The sequence below is a fragment of the uncultured Candidatus Puniceispirillum sp. genome (genome assembly GCF_963979125.1).
Lineage (GTDB): Bacteria > Pseudomonadota > Alphaproteobacteria > Puniceispirillales > Puniceispirillaceae > Puniceispirillum.
The window spans coordinates 1-26013 of sequence record NZ_CAXBVX010000012.1; the positions used below are offsets into that span (position 1 = coordinate 1).

At 47.9% G+C, this 26013-nt stretch carries 24 protein-coding genes and 1 riboswitch; of the genes, 11 read left to right on the forward strand and 13 right to left on the reverse strand.

Annotation, left to right across the window (positions count from 1 at the left end):
• Window positions 1–747: 747 nt before the first annotated feature.
• Complete coding sequence (locus ABNT28_RS02520) at window positions 748–2793, forward strand: S8 family peptidase (protein ID WP_348720962.1); 2046 nt, start codon at window positions 748–750, stop codon at window positions 2791–2793.
• A gap of 16 nt (window positions 2794–2809) precedes the next feature.
• On the opposite strand, the gene ABNT28_RS02525 is transcribed toward ABNT28_RS02520, so the two are convergent.
• The 4 genes from ABNT28_RS02525 to ggt form a co-directional block, all read right to left on the reverse strand.
• Entirely contained in the window at window positions 2810–3592 is a 783-nt protein-coding gene (locus ABNT28_RS02525; RefSeq protein WP_348720963.1) for a 2OG-Fe(II) oxygenase, read from the reverse strand.
• The gene (gene panC / locus ABNT28_RS02530; protein ID WP_332924716.1) at window positions 3589–4437 is read right to left on the reverse strand and encodes a pantoate--beta-alanine ligase; all 849 of its coding nucleotides are present in this window, start codon (window positions 4435–4437) and stop codon (window positions 3589–3591) included. Before panC ends, ABNT28_RS02525 begins: the two co-directional genes overlap by 4 nt.
• Window positions 4438–4458: 21 nt before the next feature.
• Window positions 4459–5271: a 3-methyl-2-oxobutanoate hydroxymethyltransferase gene (gene panB / locus ABNT28_RS02535; protein WP_348720964.1), complete on the reverse strand. Its 813-nt coding sequence runs from the start codon at window positions 5269–5271 to the stop codon at window positions 4459–4461.
• Between the two features lie 151 nt (window positions 5272–5422).
• Entirely contained in the window at window positions 5423–7018 is a 1596-nt protein-coding gene (gene ggt / locus ABNT28_RS02540) for a gamma-glutamyltransferase (RefSeq protein WP_348720965.1), read from the reverse strand.
• Between the two features lie 141 nt (window positions 7019–7159).
• Between ggt and ABNT28_RS02545 the strand changes: the two genes are divergently transcribed.
• Window positions 7160–7975, forward strand: coding sequence for a 3-keto-5-aminohexanoate cleavage protein (locus tag ABNT28_RS02545; protein WP_348720966.1), 816 nt, complete (start codon window positions 7160–7162; stop codon window positions 7973–7975).
• Between the two features lie 53 nt (window positions 7976–8028).
• Here the strand turns inward: ABNT28_RS02545 and gcvP are convergent, their stop codons facing one another.
• From gcvP to gcvT, 3 genes are read right to left on the reverse strand one after another with little or no spacing between them, the layout of a single operon-like run.
• A complete protein-coding gene (gene gcvP / locus ABNT28_RS02550; protein WP_348720967.1) occupies window positions 8029–10893 on the reverse strand; it encodes an aminomethyl-transferring glycine dehydrogenase in 2865 nt (954 codons plus the stop codon).
• A gap of 22 nt (window positions 10894–10915) precedes the next feature.
• Window positions 10916–11278: a glycine cleavage system protein GcvH gene (gene gcvH / locus ABNT28_RS02555; RefSeq protein ID WP_332923524.1), complete on the reverse strand. Its 363-nt coding sequence runs from the start codon at window positions 11276–11278 to the stop codon at window positions 10916–10918.
• Between the two features lie 25 nt (window positions 11279–11303).
• Complete coding sequence (gcvT, locus tag ABNT28_RS02560) at window positions 11304–12434, reverse strand: glycine cleavage system aminomethyltransferase GcvT (protein WP_348720968.1); 1131 nt, start codon at window positions 12432–12434, stop codon at window positions 11304–11306.
• 165 nt (window positions 12435–12599) lie between these two features.
• Window positions 12600–12719: riboswitch (glycine riboswitch) on the reverse strand.
• A gap of 293 nt (window positions 12720–13012) precedes the next feature.
• Here gcvT and ABNT28_RS02565 point away from each other — a divergent pair.
• From ABNT28_RS02565 to ABNT28_RS02585, 5 genes are all read left to right on the forward strand, one after another.
• Window positions 13013–14791, forward strand: coding sequence for a M3 family oligoendopeptidase (locus ABNT28_RS02565; protein WP_332923526.1), 1779 nt, complete (start codon window positions 13013–13015; stop codon window positions 14789–14791).
• A complete protein-coding gene (locus ABNT28_RS02570) occupies window positions 14791–16164 on the forward strand; it encodes an AarF/UbiB family protein (protein WP_332923527.1) in 1374 nt (457 codons plus the stop codon). Before ABNT28_RS02565 ends, ABNT28_RS02570 begins: the two co-directional genes overlap by 1 nt.
• Window positions 16165–16267: 103 nt before the next feature.
• Window positions 16268–17401 carry a Re/Si-specific NAD(P)(+) transhydrogenase subunit alpha gene (locus tag ABNT28_RS02575; RefSeq protein WP_332923528.1) on the forward strand — a complete coding sequence of 378 codons (1134 nt, stop codon included), beginning with the start codon at window positions 16268–16270 and terminating at the stop codon, window positions 17399–17401.
• A gap of 63 nt (window positions 17402–17464) precedes the next feature.
• Window positions 17465–17779: a proton-translocating transhydrogenase family protein gene (locus ABNT28_RS02580; RefSeq protein WP_332923530.1), complete on the forward strand. Its 315-nt coding sequence runs from the start codon at window positions 17465–17467 to the stop codon at window positions 17777–17779.
• Window positions 17776–19170 (forward strand): NAD(P)(+) transhydrogenase (Re/Si-specific) subunit beta, encoded by a 1395-nt coding sequence (locus tag ABNT28_RS02585; protein ID WP_332923529.1) that lies wholly within the window; start codon window positions 17776–17778, stop codon window positions 19168–19170. Before ABNT28_RS02580 ends, ABNT28_RS02585 begins: the two co-directional genes overlap by 4 nt.
• 121 nt (window positions 19171–19291) lie before the next feature.
• Here ABNT28_RS02585 and rpsU read toward each other — a convergent pair whose 3' ends face one another.
• Window positions 19292–19495 carry a 30S ribosomal protein S21 gene (rpsU, locus tag ABNT28_RS02590; RefSeq protein ID WP_348720969.1) on the reverse strand — a complete coding sequence of 68 codons (204 nt, stop codon included), beginning with the start codon at window positions 19493–19495 and terminating at the stop codon, window positions 19292–19294.
• Window positions 19496–19713: 218 nt separating this feature from the next.
• Here rpsU and ABNT28_RS02595 point away from each other — a divergent pair, with 218 nt between their 5' ends.
• Both ABNT28_RS02595 and metA read left to right on the forward strand, forming a co-directional pair.
• Complete coding sequence (locus tag ABNT28_RS02595) at window positions 19714–20376, forward strand: COQ9 family protein (protein WP_348720970.1); 663 nt, start codon at window positions 19714–19716, stop codon at window positions 20374–20376.
• 142 nt (window positions 20377–20518) lie between these two features.
• Window positions 20519–21439 carry a homoserine O-succinyltransferase gene (gene metA / locus ABNT28_RS02600; RefSeq protein WP_348720971.1) on the forward strand — a complete coding sequence of 307 codons (921 nt, stop codon included), beginning with the start codon at window positions 20519–20521 and terminating at the stop codon, window positions 21437–21439.
• Window positions 21440–21452: 13 nt separating this feature from the next.
• Here metA and ABNT28_RS02605 read toward each other — a convergent pair whose 3' ends face one another.
• The 4 genes from ABNT28_RS02605 to ABNT28_RS02620 are packed head-to-tail and all read right to left on the reverse strand — an operon-like array spanning window position 21453 to window position 23892.
• Complete coding sequence (locus ABNT28_RS02605; protein ID WP_348720972.1) at window positions 21453–22502, reverse strand: 5-(carboxyamino)imidazole ribonucleotide synthase; 1050 nt, start codon at window positions 22500–22502, stop codon at window positions 21453–21455.
• Complete coding sequence (gene purE, locus ABNT28_RS02610) at window positions 22499–23011, reverse strand: 5-(carboxyamino)imidazole ribonucleotide mutase (RefSeq protein ID WP_332924392.1); 513 nt, start codon at window positions 23009–23011, stop codon at window positions 22499–22501. Before purE ends, ABNT28_RS02605 begins: the two co-directional genes overlap by 4 nt.
• 49 nt (window positions 23012–23060) lie before the next feature.
• Window positions 23061–23270, reverse strand: coding sequence for a DUF465 domain-containing protein (locus ABNT28_RS02615; protein WP_332924391.1), 210 nt, complete (start codon window positions 23268–23270; stop codon window positions 23061–23063).
• Window positions 23271–23328: 58 nt separating this feature from the next.
• A complete protein-coding gene (locus ABNT28_RS02620; RefSeq protein ID WP_332924390.1) occupies window positions 23329–23892 on the reverse strand; it encodes a DUF1013 domain-containing protein in 564 nt (187 codons plus the stop codon).
• A gap of 203 nt (window positions 23893–24095) precedes the next feature.
• Here ABNT28_RS02620 and ABNT28_RS02625 point away from each other — a divergent pair, with 203 nt between their 5' ends.
• Together ABNT28_RS02625 and ABNT28_RS02630 are read left to right on the forward strand one after the other, a co-directional pair.
• Window positions 24096–24284, forward strand: a complete 189-nt coding sequence (locus ABNT28_RS02625) for a DUF1192 domain-containing protein (RefSeq protein ID WP_332924389.1) — start codon at window positions 24096–24098, stop codon at window positions 24282–24284.
• Window positions 24284–25063 carry a 3-hydroxybutyrate dehydrogenase gene (locus ABNT28_RS02630; RefSeq protein ID WP_348720973.1) on the forward strand — a complete coding sequence of 260 codons (780 nt, stop codon included), beginning with the start codon at window positions 24284–24286 and terminating at the stop codon, window positions 25061–25063. Before ABNT28_RS02625 ends, ABNT28_RS02630 begins: the two co-directional genes overlap by 1 nt.
• 19 nt (window positions 25064–25082) lie before the next feature.
• Here the strand turns inward: ABNT28_RS02630 and ABNT28_RS02635 are convergent, their stop codons facing one another.
• Entirely contained in the window at window positions 25083–25994 is a 912-nt protein-coding gene (locus tag ABNT28_RS02635; RefSeq protein WP_348720974.1) for a folate-binding protein, read from the reverse strand.
• Window positions 25995–26013: the final 19 nt, after the last annotated feature.

Genomic DNA, 26013 nt, shown 5'->3' on the forward strand with positions numbered 1-26013 from the left:
GCGACAGATTCCTAATCTGTAGGTAGGGGGTTCGAGTCCCTCCGGGATCACCATCGGTTTCATACTGATGCACACAGACCGTGATTAGGCATGTTAAAATTCGCGCTGACGTTGCCCTGCCAGTTTGGTTATCTATTGCCAAGCGATTGATCAGGCAAATGATCAATTAGTAACCAAATCAGTCATCTTTTTAACTAGGTCAGGTTTGTTGCTACCTTTTTTCAACATTTGCAATTTTAAATAACCATGCATACGGGCAATATGGACTCTGTTTTAGAAAGGTTAACAAAAAACTAAGAAAAACCAACGATTCGCAAAATATAATAACGTAATGGTTGTATTTTATTTAAAATCATAATTTCATTCTCAGCCTAGTTAGCTAATGAATTCTCAAAATAGCTAAATATATAATCACGTATAAACAATATTTTAATATATATTAAACTTTTATTAACATACGAAACATACCGTAATGGCCTATCCAGTTGGCATGTATTCTATAAGTTGTATAAAATTTAGTAATTAACGTAAATTTTACTTTTTCTATCTATGCTACTACGACTTTCTCTAGTCATTGCCCCTAAGGCTGGAGAAATTACGCTGATGCATGCGTACCCAAATTGCTTTAAAAATTATACCTATGTGGTGTCTCGTCTTTTTGTTTTTGTAAAATTACTAACTGCAAAACCATATATAACACTACCTGAAATACCGTTGCCAATCTGGCGGCTTGCGTTAGCGTGTACTATGATGTGCTTGCTATCTGGATGCGGCGGTGGCGGTGGTGGTGGCGGACTGGCGGTAAGTGATGAGCCAGCAGTCGAGGAAGAGCGCTTTGATGTTAATGCTATTGGTGTTCGTACATATGCGCTGAATGAGGGCGGTTCTGATAGCACTGACAGCCTTGAACCATCCGATTTTGAAACTGCGGAATATTGGGGCAATGCTTATGGCGCATCGCCGCTAGACGTTACACATTTTAGCAACGCTTATGCACGTGGCTGGACGGGCAAGGGTAGCCTGATAGTCATTGCCGATACTGGTATTGATGCAAGTCACATCGATCTAGCAGGCAAAATCAAATACAGCATTGATTATTCGGGTGCTGGACTGACCGATGCAAATGGCCATGGATCGCATGTGGCAGGAATTGTGGCAGCAGTCAAGAATGATATTGGTATGCATGGCGCTGCTTTTGATGCCGATCTGGCGATTGCCAAAGTCACAAGTGGTTGGAGCTATAGTTTCCAGGTCGCGCGCCAAGCGGCAGCATGGGGGCGTGATTTGGGAGCTGTCGCAATTAATATGAGCGCCGCTTATGGGCGGGATTATAGCTTTGAAAGCACCCTTGTGAAGCTGAGTGATGGTTCTTACTACAGCAGTGATCCCTATCATGGCGTCAATGGTTACTATAACAGCCGTGATGAAGCCTATGCGTGGAAAGCGGCGTTGGGATCTGATCAGGTGCTGGTCAAGGCGGCAGGCAATGATGGCACCATTTATAGCGCTGGCCATAACCAGTTAGCCACAGCTACAGACGAAAATGGGTCACTGATACTAGATGGGCAGATGCTGATTGTCGGTAATTGGGATGCCGATGGTAGGTTTCTGCGAGGCAATGCGGCAGGCAATGTTTGTGTGACCTGGAATGATGGTCGTTGCCATGATGCCGCAAAAATTCAGGATAGCTTTATCATGGCACCTGGCACCTATATCTACAGCACTTACCATAATGGTGGTTACGCCTATCTGACAGGTACCAGCATGGCAGCACCAATGGTCGCGGGTGCGCTGGCGGTGGTGCATCAGATGTGGCCGCATATGTCGGGCAAAAACCTGGCAAAGCTATTGTTGGTGACAGCGGATAAGACAGTTGATGGTTATGATGTCACAGTACATGGTCAGGGTTTGTTGGACATGGAAATGGCGACCCGGCCATATGGCGCCGTTGGAATCCCAACAACGGGGCGCACATCGGGATCGGTAACGGCGGTGTCAGGTGGTGTGGCGGTTGCTGGTGCCAGCCCAGCGCAATTTGTAGCTCTTAGCGAAGTTATGATTCTTGATACATTTGAGCGGGATTTTTACGTTGATCTGACAACGCGCATCCTTCCAATAGATACGCGCCGTAGCAATGTTGCCAGTGCTGGTGGAATTATGGATCATTATGCTGCCTTTTTTGAATCTGAACAACATGTCGCCCTACCGATTAACCTGAGTAAAAGGGCGCGGCTGACATTTGGAATGGGTACGGTAGAAAATGAATTTCTGGGCAATCGGCATAGTGGCAGTTTTGGGCAGGTTAAATCAAGTACCACCACCTATATCAATTTTGATTATAATCGTGATTTGTTTGGGCTAAATGGCTTTGCCCAGTTGGCTGGCGGCATGACTAGGCCAGAAGTCGAAACAAAGAATAGCTTGTTGACTGGTGCCAGTAATATTTTTTCATCAAGCTGGACAGTCGGTGCGGAAATGCCTGTAGATCAAGCAAACTTCTCCAATAAATCAAAGATAGGTCTTGCCCTAAGCCAGCCAGTCACAATCGAACAGGGACAACTGAATTACCGCATCCCTGTCGGCCGAACAAAAGCTGGTTCAGTAACATATGAAACGCAATCTGTTGATCTGAAACCAGCTATGCGTGAGTTTAATATTGCTAGCTATTATGATTGGCAATTATTTGATGGGTATGGACATTTTCGTCTCTACGCCGAAGCAAGGCACAATCTTGCAAGTAGTAAAAATAACCGTGAGGCGCGTATAGGGTTACAGTTTTTTATGGCGCTTTAGTGAGACAATTAGCGCTTTAGTCTAACCGACCATAAAAAGTCATACGCGCGGCCTCAGATAAAGCGATATTGGGTTCGGCGTTATAGGCAAACACCACCAGAATTCGGCAAATATCACCAATGGTGGGAGTCACGCGATGCATTGAATTACGTCCTCGAAACATCACCAAAGTGCCGGGCGCCATCGTTAGATGCTGGGCTACTATATCGCCATCAAGCACGGATTGGACACCAGTGAAATTCAATTCGCCTTTATCGGCATCACGCAGATCACGAACATATTCGAACGCGCCGCCATCTTTGGGTGCTTGTAAAAGCAAAGTGATGGCGAAAGAAGAATTATCAAAATGCCAACCTAGTTCTTTGCCGTCTTCAGCAAAATGTACATTAACGGATGACAGAGGATCGGCATATTCATAAAGCATATCTTCGCCAAGCACTGCACAGGCAAAGTCACGAAAAATATCAGCATTATAAACCATATGCAGACCAGAAACAGTCGGAATCTGATCTGTTGTTATGCATCCTTTTGATGAGGTGATCTGACGGTTAAATACATGATCATCTCCCAAATCCAGATCAGGCTTGGTTAGGTACACATTGTGTGACGCACTGGTGTAGAAAGCCAAATGCTTTTGGCTTTCGGCCTCCTCAACAAGCGTATTAATTGCGGTATGATGTAAAAAGTCTGGTAGCGCCAATACACCATCACGATTAAGCTGGTCACGGCACGCATCACGAAAACTTGAAGTGGTTAGCGGACAGGCATCAAAATTGATAATATCTTTAAGTTTAATCATGTATGACGTCCAAGGGCAATATTATCAATCAGGCGCGTCTCCCCAAGCCGGGCAGCTATCAGCAGACGGTTTTCTGGCTCAGGTGTTTTAACCGTTGCCAAATTATTGCCATCACGCAGTTCAAAATAATCAATATTGTCAAAACCCGCACCGACTAACTTGTTAATGGCCATATCGATGCGTGATGATGGATCATGGCCATCATGAATATCACCTGCAACATCGCATAATGTGGCATATAGCAAGGGGGCTAGCTCACGCTGATCAGCTGTCAGATAGCTGTTGCGGGATGATAAGGCCAGCCCATCATGCTCACGTACGGTTGGGTGGTTGATAATATCGACAGGCACATCAAGATCGCGAACCATCTGCCGGATCACCGCAAGTTGCTGGTAATCTTTTTCACCAAAAATGGCAATGTCAGTTGGCACCTGCATGAACAGCTTCATGACAATAGTCGCAACACCTGTAAAGAAATGTGGGCGCTGTTCGGTTTCAAGATCCAACGCAACGCCAGCAGGTATGATATTTGTCGCATGATCAGGCGCATACATGGTTTGTGGCGCGAAAATCACATCGGCACCACCTGCCGTCTGTATGGCCGCCATATCAGCATCAAGCGTGCGGGGATAGAGTTCAAAATCTTCGCCCTTGGCAAATTGTGTTGGATTTACAAAGATTGTCACTATTACATGATCTGCCAATGTGCGGGCAGTTTGTATTAGGGCAAGATGTCCAGCATGAATAGACCCCATCGTTGGCACTAAGGCACTTGATTCACCGTGCTGACGCCATTGTATCAACAGGCTTGCAAGCGTCGGTTTATCGGTGATCAGTTGGGTCATAGTCTATTGTCCGTTTGTGAATCACTTTTCAACTTTGGGCCAGAACAAATGCTCGTTGCTAGGAAAGCTACCGTCAATCACTGCCGCTCGATAGGCGCTGACAGATTCGGTAATAGCTGGATTAAGCTTGCCAAATTGGCGCACAAAAGTGGGGACAAATTTATCAAATAGACCCACCATGTCATCAGTCACCAGTATCTGCCCATCACAGACAGTCGAGGCACCAATGCCAATTGTTGGAACAGAACAAGCGGTAGCGATGTCTTTGGCGACCGGTTCGATAATGCCTTCCATCACGATGCCAAAGACGCCTGCGTCAACGAGCGCATGCATGTCGGCATGAAGCAATGCAGCTTCGTCGTCAGTTTTTCCGGTGATCCGGTACATGCTTGCCGAGGATGCTTTTTGCGGCAATAGCCCAATATGCCCCATGACGGGAATGCCATTTTCGACCAGCAATTTTATATGGGGCTTTAGAAGGGCGCCACCTTCCAGCTTTATAGCGTCGGCGCCGCTTTCCTGTATGATTTGAGTGGCTGTTGTAAGAGCCTGTTCAGGGCTGGTCTCGTAACTGCCAGCAGGTAAATCGACAACAACAAGTGCTTGTTTTGTGCCACGCATGACGGCTTGAGCATGACGAACCATCATCTGAATATCAGCGCCTTGGGTATTGTCCATGCCATAAAGCACCATCGCCACCGAGTCACCAACAAGCAGCAGATCACAATGTGCATCTAGAATGGCTGCCATGGGTGCCGAATAGGCTGTTAGGCAGACAATTTTTCGTTCAGCCTTCAGCGCGGTGAATGTGTTGATAGTCATCTTTGTTGGCATAGGGTTACCTGTAAGGCGTTAAAATGCACATCATGTGCATTTGTCACTATCTAATCATACTATGCTGTTATTATCACAATCAGCTAGGGTGGCCTATGAATTTCTGTTTGATTTCTGCCAGTTCGCCAAGCCCCATATTGATCAGCATATATCAGTAGCCAATTGCACAACCGTCTTTGCGTGGGTCTGATCCCCCATGTAGCATATCTTCCTTTTCATCGATCCAGATAGCTTGTGATCCACCAATCGGCGTTTTGGCTTCGACGATATTATGCCCCATTTTAATAAGTGCTTCGCGGGTATCCGACGCAATTGTATTTTCGACTTCAACAAAATTTTCATGTGGATTAGCAAAAAATCGAGGTATGTCCTGCGCCTGTTGTACATCCATGCCATAATCAAGCAGGCGCGTCAGAAACTGCATATGGCCAAAGGCCTGATAATCGCCACCCATAACGCCAAAGGGCATGACGGCTTTACCATTATATGTTGCCATGCCGGGGATGATTGTATGAAGTGGACGTTTCCCCGGGGCAATACAATTTGGGTGTGTTGGGTCAAGCACAAACCCCATGCCGCGATTTTGTAACAAAACACCTGATTTAGGTGCCAGAATTCCCGACCCGAATCCATGAAAAACGGTATTGATCAGGCTGCATACATTCCGGTCTTTATCAACCACACTGATATAGACGGTGCTTTTGTGGGGTGGAAGCGATAAATCAGGCAAAGGCGCTGTCGCGATGTCAGGATTGATCGCCGCACGAAGCGTGTCAGCATATTCGGAGCTTAGCAATTCTTCGACCGGAATGGACCCAAAGGCAGGATCCCCAAGGTAAAGTGATCGGTCACGATAGACCAGCCGACCGGCCTCAATTTCGTGATGGATACGTTTGGGGGTAAGCGGATTATCACCAAAGGTTGGAATTTGTGCCATGATATTTAGAAGCAATAAGGCAAAAACACCTTGACCGTTTGGTGGGCATTCCCAGATATCATAATCACGGTAGCGGGTTTTTATCGGTGTTACATAATCACCAATAGCTGTATCAAAATCAGCCTGAGTATGAAGCCCGCCTAGACTGTTCAGTTTGCCCAGAATATCATCTGCGACCGCACCTTTGTAAAAGCCATCTCGTCCGTGTGCGGCAATTGTTTCAAGCGTTTTTGCCAAAGCTGGTTGGTGATGGCGTTGTCCTATTTTATAGGGCTCTCCGTTATTTAAGAACAGGGCGGCTGTATCAGGGTCACTTTTTATAACGTCATATGCAGCAGCAAAATCAAAAGCGATACGCTGACCAACTGGATAGCCATCCCGTGCATAGTTAATGGCAGGTTGCAAAATATCAGCTAGCGATTTCTGCCCATGATCACGGTTGAGCTGGAACCATGCGTCAACTGCACCTGGGATGGTGACGGCATGCGGCATAGTCTGGGTGATTTTGGTGATGCCTTGCTCTTGAAACCAGCTTAGATTGTTTTTTAAAGGTGCCCGGCCTGAGCCATTGAAAGCGACAATATTCGTGCTACCAGCAGGCGCATAAAGACAAAAACAGTCACCGCCAATGCCAGTAGATCCCGGCTCAATAACAGCTTGCACCGCGCATGCCGTTAGCGCCGCATCCATTGCATTACCACCTGAACGAAGCATTGCAACGGCGGCTTCAGTCGCCAGTGAATGTGATGTGCTTGCCATACCGTTTGGTGCAATGACAGGAGAACGACCAGGGGCTTGAAGATTACGCATATGAGTGTCTCAACATTCTTTATCAGGTATTGGCTTGATGAAATCGGGCTTCGCGCCATCGTTTGCCCATGTCATGCTAGCATTTTGTTGGAGGTAATCCTATCATCCTGCACAGAACAGCGTTTGATAGAAAGATTTTTCATGACTCAGCCTACGATCATCATGGTGGCACCAAATGGCGCCCGCAAACAAAAATCGGATCATCCCGCATTGCCTGTAACAATCGCGGAAACTGTTACCGCTGCCAAGGCCTGTTTTGATGCGGGTGCCAGCATTTTGCACGCGCATGTCCGTGATGAAAATGGTGCGCATGTGCTGGATGCCGAACGCTATATATCCCTGCTTGATGCTATGCGAAGTGCGGTGCCTGAGATGCTGATACAGATCACCACCGAAGCTGTTGGCCGCTATAATCCGCAAGAACAAGCCGACATTGTTTTTACGGTTAAGCCAGATTTTGTTTCAGTGGGGTTTGGTGAAATGACGGGTGATGCCAGCGCGAACGCTATGGCTTACGCGCGTGATTTTTATCATCAGGCGCATGCACAGAATATTCATGTTCAGCATATCCTATATTCGGCTGAAAATATGGCAAGTTTTAAGAGGGCGGTTGCTGATGGCATTCTGCCTTCTGGATCATCTGGCAAACATCATGTGCTTTTGGTTCTGGGGCGTTATGCAGCAAATTTCCAATCAGACCCAGATGATCTGCAACATTTCATCAAGGATGATTTATCGGATTTTGCCAGCTGGTCGGTTTGTGCTTTTGGTTATCGCGAATTTGATGCGATGCAGGCGGCAATCGCGGCTGGTGGCCATTGCCGCGTTGGTTTTGAAAATAATCTATATCTCAAAGATGGCACCTTGGCACCAGATAATGCAGCGCTTGTGCGCCAGCTGGCGCAAAGTTGTACCCCTGCCACCCGCGCCGAAACACTGGCTTTGTTTGGTAATTAAAAAAGCCGAGATGTTAACCTCGGCTTTTTGGTATTTGATCTAATGGAAGTGAGCTATTCAGCCGCTTGATCCCATTCGTCAGGTGTTGGACATGAACAGATCAGATTGCGATCACCAAAGGCATTATCGACACGCCCGACAGGTGGCCAATATTTATTTTGCTGATGGTTGCCAGCTGGGTTGCCAGCTTCCCGGCGGCTATAGGGGTGTGTCCATTCGTCTGCTAGCATATCATCATCAGTATGCGGGGCATTGACCAACGGATTGTCATCGGCAGGCCATGTACCTGAAGCAACCATGTCGATCTCATCGGCAATCGCCAGCATGGCGTCGCAGAAACGGTCTATTTCAGACAGAGATTCAGACTCGGTTGGCTCGATCATCAAGGTGCCAGCCACCGGAAACGACATGGTTGGGGCATGGAAGCCAAAATCGATCAGCCGTTTGGCGACATCCTCATTCGAAATGCCAACGCTGTCCTGAAAACCTCGAACATCGATAATGCATTCATGAGCAACGCGTCCCTTTGACCCGGTGTAGAGCACCGGAAAGCGTTTACCTAGACGTGCCGCGATATAATTGGCTGATAGAATGGCTGTGCTTGTCGCATTCTTCAGCCCATCAGGACCCATCATCGCAATATAGGCATAGGTGATTGGCAGAATGCCCGCCGAACCAAAGGGCGCTGCGCTTACAGGACTGTTACCGCCAAGCGGTGAGCCAGGCAGAAATTCTGCCAGATGTGCCGCTACGCCTATCGGGCCAACACCGGGGCCGCCACCGCCATGCGGAATGCAGAATGTCTTATGCAGATTGAGGTGACTCACATCAGCACCAAACTGCGGCAAAGAGCAATGTCCGACAAGGGCATTCAGATTGGCACCATCAACATATACCTGACCGCCCGCATCATGCACCATCGAACATATGTCGGTGATTGATTCTTCAAATACGCCATGCGTTGACGGATAGGTTACCATAATCGCCGCGATGGCATCACGATGGGCATCTATTTTGGCCTGTAGATCATTGATATCGACATTGCCGTCATCATCACATTTAACCACGGTCACTTTCATGCCAGCCATTGCGGCCGAGGCCGGATTCGTGCCATGTGCAGAAGACGGGATCAGGCAGATATTACGATGACCTTCATTACGCGATTCATGATAACGCTTGATTGCCAGCAGACCGGCAAATTCACCTTGTGAACCGGCGTTGGGCTGAAGCGATACGGCGGCATAGCCCGTACATGCAGCCAGCATCTGCTCCAACTCGTCGATCATCTGCTTGTATCCGGTGGCCTGATCCGCAGGAACATAAGGATGTATCTTGGCAAATTCAGGCCATGTGACCGGCATCATTTCTGCCGTTGCGTTCAGTTTCATTGTGCATGACCCAAGCGGAATCATACAGCGGTCAAGCGCCAGATCACGATCGGCAAGGCGGCGCATATAGCGTAGCATCTCGGTTTCGGTGCGATAGGCATGGAACACCGGATGCTGCATAAAGCTATCATTTCGGCGCAGATTATCGGGGATGGTGGTGGCTGGCTGATCTGCATCAACCCTAGCGCCAAGCGCAACCAGAATATCGGCAAGCGCATCATCATTGCTGGTTTCGTCAAAGCTGACCGCGATCGCGCCATCCAGCTTGCGAATATTAAAGCCAGCATCCAGAGCCGCTGTGACCAGAGCGTCGGCGTCATCAGCCGCTTCGATGGTAACCGTATCGAAAAACGTCTCATGTCGGATAATGCGACCTGATTTTTGCATGGCACTGGCAAAGCAACAGGCAAGACTATGTGTGTTTCTGGCAATCCGGATCAATCCTTCGGGGCCATGCCATAAACCATAAAAACCAGCCATAACCGCTAGCAGAACCTGTGCGGTACATATGTTAGATGTCGCCTTCTCACGCCGTATATGCTGTTCGCGTGTTTGCAGGGCTAGTCGATAGGCTGGACGACCATTTGCATCCTGAGATACGCCAACAAGACGCCCCGGGATTGATCGTTGCAATTTTGTTGTCACGGCAAAGAAGGCTGCATGTGGCCCCCCATAGCCAAAGGGAACACCAAAACGCTGGGCACTGCCAGCGACAATATCCGCGCCCATTTTGCTGGGTGTTTTGAGCATCGTCAGTGCCAGCAAGTCGGTAGCTACAACAGCTAATGCACCAGCCGCGTGAAGTGCCGCTATCGGTGATGTGAGATCGGCAATTTTACCGGTGCTCGATGGATAGCTGAACAAGGCGCCAAAACAAGTTTCTGGAACATCAAAGCCACCATCAATATCGGCAAGGTCAAATGTTTCAAGCTTGATACCAATCGGTTCAGCCCGGGTTTTCAGGACAGCCAATGTTTGTGGATGTGTATCGGAGTCAACCAGGAACATGTTCGCTTTGCCACGATTGGAACGATAAGCAAGTGCCATGCCCTCGGCAATGGCGGTGGCTTCGTCAAGCAAAGAGCCATTGGCAATGTCCATGCCTGTTAACTCTGTGACCATTGTCTGAAAGTTCAGAATAGCTTCAAGTCGGCCTTGCGAAATTTCTGGTTGGTAAGGTGTATAAGCAGTGTACCATGCTGGATTTTCCAGCACATTTCGCTGTATCACTGGCGGTGTATGACAGTCATAATATCCCATGCCAATTAACGACGTCTTGATCTGGTTCTGTTTGGCCAGTGCATATAGTTTGTTAAGTGCCTCAGCTTCGGATAGTGCCGGATCAATTTTCATATTATCTTTGCGCAATAGGCTGGCAGGTATCACCTCGTTCAAAAACGCATCAATATTTGCAACATTTAGCGTCTGCAACATTATTTTCGAATCAGCATCATTCAGGCCTATATGGCGTGTTTGAAATGCAGCTTGTGGGGTGCCATGTGGCATGTTGGTGACATTTATGGGGGACATGTCAGACTCCTCTTGGATAAAATTATGCAATCATTGCTTGGTAAGCGTCGTCGTCCATCATCTCGTCCAGATCGCTGGCATCGTTGACTTTGACTTTGAACAGCCAGCAATCCATCGCGGATTCGGGAGTGATTGCTGAAAGATCGTCAAGCAGGGCCGTATTGACCTCGATGATTTCACCTGATGCAGGGCTGTAGATATCGGAGGCGGCTTTTACCGATTCAAAAACCGCAACAGCATCGCCCTTATCGACATTTATGCCAACATCGGGGAGCTCAATAAACACAATATCACCTAGTTGCTCGATTGCGTGTGGCGAGATGCCGACAGTGCCGGTATCGCCATTCAGGTCAATCCATTCATGGTCTTCGCTATATTTAATCATGGGGGACTCCTTTACTGGTTATAAATTAGCCGCGGTAAAATCGATGCGGCACAAGTGGCAGATCGGCCACGATAATGGGGGTAGGTTTGCCGCGCGTATCGGCCATCAGGCGGGTGCCCGAATGTGCAAATTCAGTACTGACAAATCCGATCGCGGCAGGGGCGTCAAGGCTTGGGGCAAAGCCACCAGAAGATACGAATCCAATCTCGATTTCATCTTCTGCATCCCCATGTTTCAAAATAGTGCCATCACGTACTGGCCTTTTACCTTCAGGCAATAACCCGACCAGTCTGCGTCCTGCGCCATTGTTCAGATCAGCCAGAATATGTTTGGCACCGGGGAAATCACCAGCTTCGCGCCGCCGTTTTGACACAGCAAAGCCAAGCCCCGCTTCGACCGGATTAATAGTTTCGCTGAGTTCATGACCCCATAAAGGCAAACCAGCTTCCATGCGAAGTGTATCTCGCGCACCAAGTCCAGCCAGATGCACATCGTTATGCGCGGCTAGTGCTGTAGTGATGTCAATGATAGCCTCATTCGGGATGGAAATTTCAAATCCGTCCTCACCCGTATAGCCAGAACGGGTTAAAGTAACTTTGGTGCCCATTAAAGTGGCATGACGGATATCCATAAAATTAAAGTCAGCCATATCGACATCAAGCGCGATGCCTAGATCCTGAAGCACGGAAGCTGCCTTTGGCCCTTGCAGGGCAATTAACGATAGTTCGTCATGGACAGTCATGCTTATGTTTTCGCCAAGATGCGCTTTAAGGTGGGCGATGTCGTGATCGGCACGGCCAGCATTGGCGACCAGTTGCAAACGACCATCAAGTCTGGCGATCATCAAATCGTCCAAAACACCACCATTGTCATCAAGGAACATCGAATACCGCACTCGACCTTCGCCAATCAGGCCAAGATCAGTGGGTGTAAGTTTTGCGAGCATGGTTTCAACAGCAGACCCATCTTCAGATGCCTCAAAGGAGATCTGCGCCATATGCGAAACATCAAATAAGCCGCATGTCGTCCGTGTAGCTATGTGTTCGGCTTTGATTCCTGATGGATATTGCACAGGCATATCCCAGCCAGCAAACGGCACCATACGGGCACCTGCGGCAACATGAAAATCAAATAATGTAGTTTTACGATTATCCACTTTTGGCATTCCCAGTTTCAGCTACAAAAAGATTCATATATCGATCACTCGATAATGAACCCCCTCTGTCGCTGTAACCTGAGAGATTAGCCATGTGACGCAAATGCTTCGCGTCATTATGGTTGTCCCCGTCGGTGAGCACTGCCGTGCCACTTTCCAGAGTGCTTACATGATAAAGTACTGGTACCTGAGAGTTTAGTGGGGTGTTGCTCCTTCGGTGCCAACTTCGACTGTTCTGCGGATTATACAGATTAACAGGCGGCTGGACTCTCCCCTACCATGTGTTAAGCATCATTAAGTTATCGTAGATATTCTGGTTTGGCAAGCTTGTTAATCAGACATATGGTTCTGTCTATAATTAAAAACATTACCAAGACATTGTTGATCTTTTGAATCAAAAAATACTGTGCCAAAGATGAACTGCATCTAAAATAATACAAGATTAATAAATAGCATGTCATGGCGTGACTTGTGTTGTTGGCGGCTTATGCCCATATCCAATCTTGAACGAAGGCAGGATAATCTGTCTCAGGACATAACTTCGCGGTTTTTAGAGACCAATTCGGGAGAGATATACGATGTTAGACAATAGCCCCGTTTGGGATCTAAGTGATCTATATACCGATATTGATGACAAACGCATTGGGTCAGATATCAGTTCATGCCGCAAAGACAGTGTCTTGTTGCAAAAACAATGGGAAGGCAAACTTGACAAGGCCACGGGCGCTGAACTGGCTGAGGTTATCAGCCGTTATGAAATGATTATCGAACGGCTAGGTCGGGTGCAAAGTCATGCACAATTGCTATTTGCCGCCAATACAGCTGATGCCAATATTGCTAAACATCATCAGTCGATGCGCGAAGCGGGTGCGGAAATTGGCGCACAATTGCTGTTTGTCGAGCTTGAGATTGCAACGTTTGATGATGCGCATATGAATTGGGCAATGGAAACGCCCAATCTTGCGCATTGGGCACCATGGATTCGCCGGGTTCGTGCGATGGCGCCATATCAACTTTCAGCTGATATGGAAAAGATGCTGGCTGAACAGGGGCCAACAGGTCGTGGGGCATGGGTGCGCCTGTTTGATGAAACAGCAACGGCGATGCGTTTTACGTTTCAGGGCGATGAAGTCACCGAAGCCGAAATTCTTGATATGCTGTCTAGTGCCAACGCTGCACATCGCAAGGAAGCTGGCCTGTCACTATCTAATACACTCAAAGCAAATGAACGTCTTTTATCTCTGATTATAAATACGATTGCCAAGGATAAGGAAATTGAAGATCGCTGGCGTGGGTTTGGCCGACCAGTGGCGTCACGCAACCTTGCCAATGATGTCGATGACAATGTTGTCGATGCGCTGGTTCATGCTGTTAATGAACGTAATGCCGATTTGTCGCATCGCTACTACAGTCTGAAAGCAAGCTGGATGGGGCAAAGCCAGCTTGACTGGTGGGATCGTAATGCACCGCTTCAAACAGATGATGATCGCGATTTTTCATGGCAGGAAGCCCGTGATATTGTGCTTGGTGCTTTTGGTGGTTTTGATCAGGACATGGCAACGGTTGCGAAGCCATTTTTTGACAATAACTGGATTGATGCGTCGCCGCGTTCTGGAAAATCGTCTGGTGCGTTTTCACATCCGGTAGTGCCGTCAGCACATCCCTATATTCTGATGAATTTTTCAGGTAAAGCGCGTGATGTGATGACTTTGGCGCATGAAATGGGGCACGGTGTTCACCAATGCCTTGCGGCTGATAAAGGTTATCTGATGTCGGATACGCCCCTTACGCTTGCAGAAACGGCGTCGGTTTTTGCCGAAATGCTGGCGTTTCGTCGGTTACTGGATTCAACGGAAAATCCATCGGCACGACGCGTGTTGCTGGCTGGCAAGGTCGAAGACATGCTTAATACAGTGGTACGACAGATCGCCTTTCATAATTTTGAATCAGCCTTGCATGATGCGCGTCGTTCATCCGAATTGATGCCCGAAGAGATTTCAGATATCTGGATGGAAACCCAGCGTGCCGCTTTGGGACAGGGAGTCAAGATGGGTGATGACTATCGCCCTGTCTGGAGTTATGTGCCACATTTTGTGCATACACCATTCTATGTTTACGCCTATGCCTTTGGTGATTGTCTGGTGAATGCTCTGTGGCAGAATTATCAGACTGCGCTTGCCAATGACGATGAAGCTAGTTTTGTAACCAAATATAAAGCCCTGCTTAGCGCAGGCGGTACTGAACGCTATGATGTGGCGCTAGCCAAGTTTGGTCTTGATGCAGGTGATCCGGCCTTTTGGTCAACCGGCCTTGATATGATTAGTAATATGATTGATGAGTTAGAAAGTCTGGCATAATGACATCTGAAGATAATAGTTCACCTGACCGCGAAAGACAGTTTGGCGGGCGGCTTCGCCGTTATGCCCAGGTCACATCGACAATGGGCGGTTTAGCTGCACGCGTGGCTGGCGAACGATATTTAGGATTTGATATTGATCGTGGCAAACATGCTGCTGATTTGCGCAAAGCACTTGGTGGGCTGAAAGGTCCGATCATGAAAGTGGCGCAAATTCTATCAACTATCCCCGATGCCTTGCCGCCTGAATATGCGGATGAGCTAGCAAGCCTTCAGGCTGATGCCCCGGCCATGGGTTGGCTGTTTACACGTCGGCGAATGGCGTCGGAACTTGGCGCGGACTGGCAGGAAAAATTCACCAGTTTTTCAAGGGATGCTGTTTCAGCGGCATCGCTAGGTCAGGTACATCAGGCGACGTCGTTGGATGGTGACAAACTGGCAGTCAAATTACAATATCCTGATATGCAATCAGCGATTGAGGCTGATTTGCGCCAACTTAAACTTCTCTTTCAACTCTATGAACGTTATGACTCAGCAATCTCGACCCGCGATATTTATGACGAATTATCCGACCGTCTGAAAGAAGAGCTCGATTATAGACGTGAAGCTGCCAACCTACGGCTTTATAGCTATATGTTGCGCGATGAAGCCGTTGTCACCTTGCCTGAATATGTTCCTGAATTATCATCCGGCCGTTTATTGACAATGAGTTGGCTCGAGGGCACCCGTGTTATGCCCTTTCTTGAGACAGCCCCAAGCCAAGAAACGCGCAATGAAATTGCCAAGAACATGTTCCGGGTCTGGTATGTACCATTTTATTACTATGGTGTGATTCATGGTGACCCACATTTGGGTAATTATTCACTACGTGATGATAACACGATCAATTTGATGGATTTTGGCTCGATACGCCTATTCCGCCCACAATTTGTTGCTGGCGTTATTGAATTGTATAAAGCGTTGCGTGACCAGAACCGTGATCAGGCGGTTGATGCCTATGAACGCTGGGGCTTTACGGGTCTTGATAATGAAGCGATCTCGGTTTTGAATATGTGGGCTGAATTTATCTATGCGCCGCTTCTCGAAGATAAAGTGCGCCCCATTCAGGAAATGCGTAATGGCAAGGCTGGTCGTGAGCTGGCTGGTAAGGTTCATCAGGAACTCAAACGTATAGGAGGCATTAAGCCTCCGCGTGAATTTGTGCTGATGGATCGGGCCGCAGTAGGGCTTGGATCAGTATTCATGCATCTGGGTGCCGAGGTTAATTGGCACAATCTGTTCCATGATTTGATTGATGATTTTGATGTCAATAAGCTGGCCAAACGACAAGCCGAAGCAGCCAAGTTTGCCGATATTCCAGAAGGTCTTTTATAAAAGGCCTATTATTTTTTAAAGTTATTAGATATAAAGTTCTGGCTATAACGTCTAAGTGCTTATAAAGGGAGTAATGAACACTAGACAATAACAAGGATTTTATATGCCTATTCTTTTTGTTCCTGCTGAAGTAACACCTGGCGAAACACGCTGTGCGGTAGTACCCGAAACCATATCAAAACTAGTTGCCCAAGGGTTGGACGTAACCGTTCAAACTGGGGCTGGTACCTTTTCATCATATGATGATGCTGCGTTTGTAGAGGCAGGTGCCAAGATCATAAAAACGGCGAAAGATGGTTATGCAAAGGCCGATCTTGTGTTCAAAGTTCGTCCGCCGCACATTGATGAAACCGCTCTGATCGCGAAGAACACAATCATATTGAGCCTATTTGAAGGCTATGTGGATGCCAAGCGAAACGAAGCTATTGCGAAAACGGGGGCAACCGTTTTCGGACTTGAGTTAGTGCCACGAATTTCGCGCGCGCAATCGATGGATGTTTTGTCTAGCCAATCGAATCTGGCAGGATATCGTGCGGTAATCGAAGGGGCCTATGAATTTGGCCGTGCGTTTCCGATGATGATGACCGCTGCTGGCACAATTCCGCCCACTAGAGTGTTGGTCATGGGGGCTGGTGTTGCTGGACTTCAGGCAATTGCTACGGCCAAACGGCTTGGTGCCATTGTCAGCGCCACCGATGTACGGCCAGCTGCAAAAGAGCAGGTTGAGTCGTTGGGTGGTAAATTCGTGGCGGTTGAGGATGAAGAATTCAAACAGGCTGAAACCGATGGTGGTTACGCCAAAGCGATGAGCGCCGAGTATCAAGTCAAACAGAGTGCATTGATTGCAGATACGATCCGCGCCATGGATATTGTTATTACCACTGCGCTGATTCCCGGGCGCCCCGCACCCGAATTAATATCTGCAGATATGGTTGCCTCAATGAAGTCGGGTTCAGTCATTGTCGATATGGCGGTTGAGCAAGGTGGTAATTGTGCCCTATCCAAGCCGGATGAGATTGTCAAAGTCAACGATGTCACCATTGTTGGTCATTGCAACATGCCAGGGCGCTTACCTAAAGACGCGTCCAGCCTCTATGCCCGTAATCTGATGAATTTTGTCGGTTTGCTATGGGACAAGGAAGAGGGCGAACTGATGATTAATAAAGACGACGAGATTATTGCCGGATCATTGGTGGCGGAAGCTGGACAGCTTGTGCATCCGTCGGTCACTAGCTAGCCCCAACGAGTTGAGAGGAGCCTATTGATGTCACTAACCGATACAAGTCAAAAAGCCGTTGATATGGCTGTGCATACAGGTATTGACCCACTTTTGTTTGGGATAACAGTTTTAGTACTTGCCTGTTTTATTGGATATTATGTTGTCTGGTCGGTTACTCCAGCTTTGCATTCGCCGCTGATGGGTGTGACCAACGCGATTTCTTCGGTGATTGTGGTTGGGGCATTGATTGCCGCCGGACCGGCTGAATCCAATTTTGCACAGATTATGGGTTTTTTGGCAGTCATTCTGGCCTCGGTTAATATCTTTGGTGGTTTTATAGTGACTGAGCGGATGCTGGCGATGTTCAAAGGCAAGAAAAAGGGTGCTGGCAAATGAGTGCGACGATGTCTTCACTATTGTATCTTGTCAGTGGCGTTCTATTCATTTTGGCGTTACGTGGTTTATCATCACCGGAAACTGCCCGACGCGGTAACCGTTTTGGTATGGCAGGTATGCTCATTGCTGTTACCACGACATTGGCACTGCCTCAGGTTGAAAGCTATGGTCTGATTGTGCTGGCAATTGCAATTGGCGGCGGAATTGGCACCGTTTTGGCCTTGCGCATTCAGATGACAGCCTTGCCCCAACTTGTAGCCGCGTTTCATTCATTGGTTGGTCTGGCGGCTTGTTTTGTGGCCACGGCTGCCTATTTTAATCCCGAAGCCTATGGGATAGGTGCACGTGGTGCGATCAGTATGGGGTCTTTGATCGAAATGGGACTTGGGCTTGCAATCGGGGCGATCACCTTTACCGGTTCGATCATTGCCTTTGGTAAGTTGCAAGGAATTGTAAGTGGCAAGCCTGTTACCTTTACCGGCCAACATATGCTGAATCTTGTGATTGGCCTTGGTTTGCTCGCCGCTATTGCCATGCTGGTGATGACCAATGATGACGCACTGTTTTGGGCTATTTTTGCCGCCGCTTTGGTGCTTGGGATATTGATTATTATCCCTATTGGTGGGGCTGATATGCCGGTTGTGGTGTCGATGCTTAATTCCTATTCGGGATGGGCGGCGTGCGGCATCGGTTTTACCCTTGGCAACCCATTATTGATTATCACTGGTGCGCTTGTCGGCGCGTCTGGGGCGATTTTATCCTATATCATGTGTAAAGGCATGAACCGGTCATTTTTCAATGTTATTCTGGGCGGCTTTGGTGGCGATGATGCCGTGGCCGCAGCAAGTAGCAGTGACGGTGACAAGACGGTCAAACAGGGCTCGGCTGAGGATGCTGCCTTTATAATGGAAAATGCGGATTCAGTGGTTATTGTGCCTGGCTATGGCATGGCGGTGGCTCAGGCTCAGCATGCTTTGCGTGAAATGGGCGATATGTTGAAAGCGCGCGGTGTGACAGTGCGTTATGCGATCCATCCGGTTGCAGGGCGTATGCCGGGGCATATGAATGTGTTGTTGGCTGAGGCCAATGTGCCTTATGAAGATGTGCTGGAACTGGAAGAAATCAACCGTGATTTTGCACAGACCGATGTTGCCTTTGTGATTGGTGCCAATGATGTGACCAATCCGGCGGCAAAAACGGATCCATCATCACCCATTTATGGCATGCCTATTCTGGATGTCGAACTTGCCAAGACAGTTTTGTTTATCAAGCGGTCAATGGCATCGGGCTATGCGGGCGTGCAGAATGATGTTTTTTTCCGTGACAATACGATGATGTTGTTTGGTGACGCCAAAAAGATGTGTGAAGAAGTTGTGCAGTCGCTGGACTAATTATTCTCCATAAACAATACCCATAACAAAAGCCGCCTAATAGGCGGCTTTCGGTATTAATGGGATCTATTTAAGGCTATGGCCTGTTTGGTTATAGGCTCATAGCAGATGGTGAAGGGTTCTAATAGCCTTCACGCTCTAGGCGCTTACGCATGAGTTTGCGCACACGGCGGGTCGACTCAGCGGCTTCGCGCGCACGGCGCTCTGATGGCTTTTCGTATGACCGGCGATTTTTCATTTCGCGGAATACACCTTCGCGCTGCATTTTCTTTTTCAGAACACGCAGGGCTTGATCCACATTATTGTCTCTAACGGTGACGTACACGTCTTTCACATCCTTTCAAAGATATCTGGTTTCCGTTTTGAGCGGAAAGAACTTCTATCATAGCGATGTTTAGCTTGTAAAGCCTTTGCATGGTTGTGCTTTATATCCAGCCAAAGATGCTGGAAACATTCGCAAAAACACCTATATATAAGGCTGAAAGAGATATTTTCCGTCAAGTAACGGATATAGTGATAACAAAAAATAGGGAAGATAGGAAAATGAGTCCCGATTCTGTAGGTGAGTCGCCGTCTAAAGATGCGGCAGCAATTCTTGAAGCAGCCTTGTTGCATGTTCCTTTTGATGGGTGGGGGCGTGATGTTTTGGTGGCGGGTGCGTCGGATATAGGGATGGACTCGGCTGTTGTTGATGAACTATTTCCCAATGGAGCCGTTGATGCCATTTTGATGCATTCTGCGCTGGCCGATGCGGCCATGACTGATAAGTTTGCGACAATGGCAGATCGTCCTGAAAAAATTCATTTAATGATACGGACGCTTATTCTATTGCGCTTGGAACACGCTAATCTGCATAAAGAGGCAATCCGGCGCGGACTTGCGGTGCTGGCGGTTCCTTCTAATACGCCAGCTTCGGCGAAAGCATTATATCGTACGGTTGATGCCATGTGGCGCGCCGCAGGTCAGCGTGACACTGATTTTTCATTCTATACTAAACGCGCGTCATTGGCAGGCGTCTACAGCGCGACATTGCTGGCATGGCTGGCGGATAATTCAGGTTCGATGACTGCGACTGAGGCTTTTCTTGATCGTCGGTTACGTGACATTGGCCAGATTCCAAAGATGACAGCGCCAGTTAAGGCTGTAATGACAACTGGCAAACGTATGGCGATGGGGCTGTTTTCAACAATGGCACGTTCACGCTAGACTGACGTCCTACCTTTTTAGAGCTTTTCATTATATTGGTCTTATAGTTTGTTAAACTTGATAACTTGTTAGTCTGGCCAAAACGGCCACCTGAATTATAAATGTTTAAGGCATGAGTGACTGCAAGCGCTTAGGAGAAAAAATGCCAATTAAAGTGCCAGATAATTTGCCGGCTATAGAAACGCTCAACGCTGAAGCGGTAGATATTATCCCGCAAGAACTGGCGATGCAGCAGGATATTCGCCCGTTGCGTCTTTTATTGCTAAATTTGATGCCAAAGAAAAAAGACACCGAAATTCAGTTTGCACGACTGTTCGGCAATACACCGTTGCAAGTCGAAATGATTCTAATGACCACTGCCAGCTATACGCCGCGCAATACTGAGCCAGGTTATATGCGACGTTTTTACCGTCAATTAGATGATGTTCGTGATGATTATTTTGATGCATTAATTGTTACTGGTGCGCCAGTTGAAACCTTACCCTTTACTGATGTGACCTATTGGCAGGAATTGACCGAAATAATGGAATGGTCACGTTCACATTGTTTTCGGCGGCTTGGTATTTGCTGGGGTGCCCAGGCTTTGTTGCATCATTTTCATGATGTGCCAAAATATGAAATGGATAAAAAACTGTTTGGTATTTTTGAACATCGGCTCAATGACTTATCGGGTCGTCTGATGAATGGGTTTACTGATAACTTCCCGATGCCGATTTCACGATATACTATGAACCATCCCGAAGACTTGGAAAAAGCAGGATTGCAGATACTCGCCGAAGGAGATGAGTGCGGCGTTGGTATGGTACGTGATGCGGCAACAGGTGACCTGTTTGTTCTGAACCATCTGGAATATGATGCTGCTACGTTGGGTGATGAATTTCACCGTGATACTGCTGAAGGTAAAGAAACCGCTCTTCCTGAACATTATTTTCCTAATGATGATGTTACCAAAACACCAGTCAACTTCTGGCGGCCTTTTGCCTTTTTGCTTATCAGCAATTGGATAAATGATCTGTATCAGGCAACACCATTCGACCTTGCCGCGACGTTAAAGAAACGCTAGCCAGTCTCAACAATCAACCGATTTGACGGTTAGTGTGTCCCATCTTGCGGCCTTTTTTGGCACCGCTTTTGCCATACAAATGTACATGAACTTGATCATTTGCCAGTAATGCGGGGACATTTTCCATATGTTCGCCAAGCAGATTATCCATCTGCCAACATCCGTAAGTGCTGACAGAGCCAAATGGCATTCCAGCCAGAACGCGGGCAAGTTGCGTAAATTGGCTGGTCGCGGAGCCTTCGATTGTCCAGTGAAAAGAGTTATGCGGGCGCGGCGCAATTTCGTTGAAAAGCAACCTGTTATCATCAGTGATAAAACATTCAAGAGCCATGACACCGAACAAGTCCAGCGCATCGGCCAATTTTGTTACCGCCTGAGTACCGGCTGTTATTAGCTTGTCATCAAGCGCGGCTGGCGCAACAGACTGATCAAGGATACCATCCTTATGCTGATTTAGGCTGGCTGGAAATACGCGTGAGCTTCCATCACGTGCGCGGGCGATTAAAAAGCTGACTTCAGCGGTAAAAGGTATCATTTCTTCGAGAATTACATCATCCGATTCCAGAGATGCAAAAACAGCGTCAAAATCACTTGTCGGTGAGATTTTGACCTGTCCCTTGCCGTCATAGCCAAGTGTACAGGTTTTTAAAATGCCGTCTTTATTCAACTTAGTCATGGCTGTATGCAACGAGGCGGCATTTGTAACATGCCAGAAAGCAGGCGTATCAATCCCAAGGTCGCGTGCTAGTAATTTTTCACGAATTCGATGCTGGGCAGTGTGCAAGGCGGCAATACCGGGGCTGACTGTTTTGTGTTTTGCCAGAATATCAAGTGTTGTGGCTGGAACATTTTCAAATTCACTGGTGATCACATCGACTGAATTGGCAAATGCTACAAGTGCATCATGGTCATCATAGGCTGCCTCGGTTGTAGCAAAAGCGATGTCACCAGCAGGGCTATTTGTGGCATCTGGGGCAAAAATATGTGCCTTTATACCCAGTTGGGCGGCGGCGATTATCAACATCCGCCCTAGTTGCCCGCTTCCCAATATGCCGATGATCATTCTGGTATATCCGCAACATTGGCTGTTTGGGCATCGCGCCAGGCGATCAGGCGTTGCGATAAGGCGTCGTCCTGAAGGGCTAAAATCTGCGTTGCCATCAAGGCGGCATTCTTAGCGCCTGGTACACCAATCGCCAAGGTTCCTACTGGCACGCCGGCGGGCATCTGGACGATTGACAATAGCGAATCCATCCCCTTTAACGCGGCTGACTCAACGGGCACCCCCAATACCGGCAGATGTGTATGTGCGGCTATCATGCCTGGTAGATGTGCGGCACCGCCTGCGCCAGCTATGATAACGGCAAAGCCGTTTTCATGGGCGGTTTCAGCAAATTCAGCAAGGCGAGCAGGTGTGCGATGCGCCGAAATGATTTTGGTTTCATGCGTGACGCCAAGTGCCTCAAGTAACGTTGCTGTTTCCTGCATGGTTTTCCAGTCAGACTGGCTTCCCATGCAAATCGCTACCTTTGCAACCGAAGAGGATGTCGAAGATGGGGAGGGGCTGGCCATGTCATACTCACTTCGCTACTGAATCAGGTAGATTGGGCTAATTTTAGAATTAGGCGATAATATCAGGAAGAATACCGGCTTTAAGTTTAGTGATTTCATCTTTTAAAATAAGCTTGCGCTTTTTCAGCCGTTGTAATTTCAGCTGATCAAAGGGCTTGTCATCGCCCAACCTTCCAATCACTTCGTCAAGGTCACGATGTTCGCTTTCAAGCTGATAAAGCTTATTAGCCAAAGCCGCCTTTTGCTGTGCTTTTTCCATCGCTTCGAAAACATCCCCTTAAATTAGTGTTTCCTTTGATAGGTTGTGATTACCTGATTTATGGCAGTTCGGTCATATTTGAAAGCTGTTCTTCTGAATGGGGTGAACCGCCAGCTTTTTCAATCGCGGCATCAAGATCGGCTTGCGCGCATAGCCCTAGCATGGCTGGATGTTTGGCTGTGATATTGGCGATATTCCAATGCGACTTTTCGCGAATTTTACCAATAGTTTCCTTTGTCGTACCAATCAGTTTGATAATCTGGGTGTCTTTTAGTTCAGGGTGATGCTTGCATAGCCATGCAATCCCATCTGGCTTATCGCCACGGCGCGCCACTGGCACATAGCGTGGCCCTTTGGTACGGCGGTTTGGTGTTGGCAGATTCGATGTTGCCAGAACGAGGCGGCCAGTGCTGTCGGCCTGACAACGATCAAGCTCTTGCTGTGTTATCTGAGCATTTTGAACTGGATCATATCCTTGAATGCCAATACCGGCTTCTCCGTCAGCAATTGATTGCACCTCAAGAACATGAAGGTTGCAAAAATCACCGATCTGTTCAAATGACAGGCTGGTATTATCGATAAGCCACACGGCAGTTGCCTTTGGCATAAGAAGCTGAGTCATCATATCCTACCTTTGCTGCGTCGGTATACTGCAATAAATCCGTGCAGCCCGCCGCGCCGTTGTTACATAAATAACTGGAAACGTGGCTATAGTATAAGCTGGTTTAAAACACAATGCAAAGCCTGCCTTTGACGCGGCTGGTAAAAATGCACATTATGCATAAAGACGTATTTGGCCATTAGGCAAGATGAATGGATTGTGTCATGGATGATGAACTGGAAAAGCTGAAACCGGCTGGCCTGCCGGCTGATATGCAAAGCTGGAATATTGAAGATTTACAGAACTATATTGAGCGCATGGAAGCAGAAATTATCCATGCTAAAACCTTGATAGCCGACAAGGGTGCGGTCAGCGCCGCTGCTGATGCCTTGTTTAGCAAAGGTAATAAATAATGGATGTTAAGCACGCACTGGTAACAGGGGCAACGTCAGGTATCGGACTGGCGATAGCGCGTGCCTTGGCGAGCGAGGGTATGAACATCAGCATTGGTGGTCTGGGAACGGATGATGAAATTGCCGATATATGTAATAGCCTTATGGTTGCTGGCGCACATATGGCAACACATGATCCGGCGGATATGCGCGACCCAAAGGCGGTTCGTGCAATGATCGATAAGGCTGCCAAGCGCTTTGGCGGTATCGGTATATTAATTAACAATGCAGGTATTCAGCATGTCGCACCAGTAGCAGAGTTTCCCATTGATAAATGGGATGATGTGCTGGCGATCAATCTGTCGGCGGTGTTTCATGCCTCAGCGGCGGCAGCCGTGCATATGACGGCTGCGGATTGGGGGCGGATTATCAATATTTCATCAGTGCATGGTCTTGTCGCCTCACCAGATAAAGCTGCTTATGTCGCGGCAAAGCATGGGGTGATTGGTTTGACCAAGACAATGGCACTAGAACATGCGCGTGGTGGCATTACGGTTAATGCGATCTGCCCTGGATGGGTAAGAACCCCGCTGGTTGAACAACAGATTGTGGCGCGTGCAAAAGCATCGGGCAAATCTCTTGATGAAGAAGCCAGCTTGCTTGTTGCTGATAAAATGCCAAGCGGAACTTTCACCGAAGCTGATGATGTCGGCGCTGCTGTGCAATTTCTATGTGGTTCGGCATCAGCCAGCATAACGGGTACATCGCTGATAATGGATGGTGGCTGGACAGCACAATAGACAGCTCTTGATACAGGCTTTAGCTGTCTGTTTTGGCAAGCGCAGGCAAAGGTAGCATCCAGTCAGGCAATGCTAGCTGTGCAGCGTGGCCATCAATGGTAAGTGAGAGATTATTAACAGATTTGCGAATGGCATGAAGATCACTTAGTTTCACAAGTGCTAGGGCTATGGCGCCATCTCCCGAAGTTGGCGCAACGGATTTGCAGGTGCCAATAAGTGATTCATCAAGCACAATATCTGCTGACGGCTGAGGTATAGCGTCAATCACAAAAGGCGCAAGCCGCCGTTTGACTAAACCGCGATAATGCGTTCTTGCTGTTACCTCCTGGCCGATATAACAGCCTTTTTCAAAATCAACCGCGTTAAGATGATCTAGCCCAGCCTCAAGCATTAATGCACGCTCTGGGGTAAGATCAAGCGCACCTTGTGGTATGGCTTTGGCAATACGAATTGCATGCCAGTCATCAATATTACCAGGTTTTGCGCCATGTGTGCCTAATAATGTATTGGCATCAGCGCCCAGATAGCGATAACCAAGCGCGCTGTCGCGTGGATCGGCAAACAGGTTCGGCATGGATGCAGGAACCATGTCCAGATGCCACCAGATATGGCAAACAAGATCATTTCGCTTTTCAATTGTAACAGGCCGCCGCAGACGGTATCGACGCAAGCGTGTATAGAGATCATCGGAGCGATCTGCTTCGCATTGAAGAATAAATTCATTTGCTGCAATCCGATAGATCATAAAATCGGTCAATATACGCCCTTGTGGGGTTAAAAGTGCGCCCTGACGCATCGCCCCATCAGCCAGCGTTTCAACATTGGCAGTGATGATCGATTGCAGAAAGTCAATTGCCTCGCTTCCGCCAATGGCAATGAAGCCAAAGTCGGGCATATGTGCAAAAACGCTATTTATTTCTGAGTTATTCATAATCATGTCCGCAATCGTG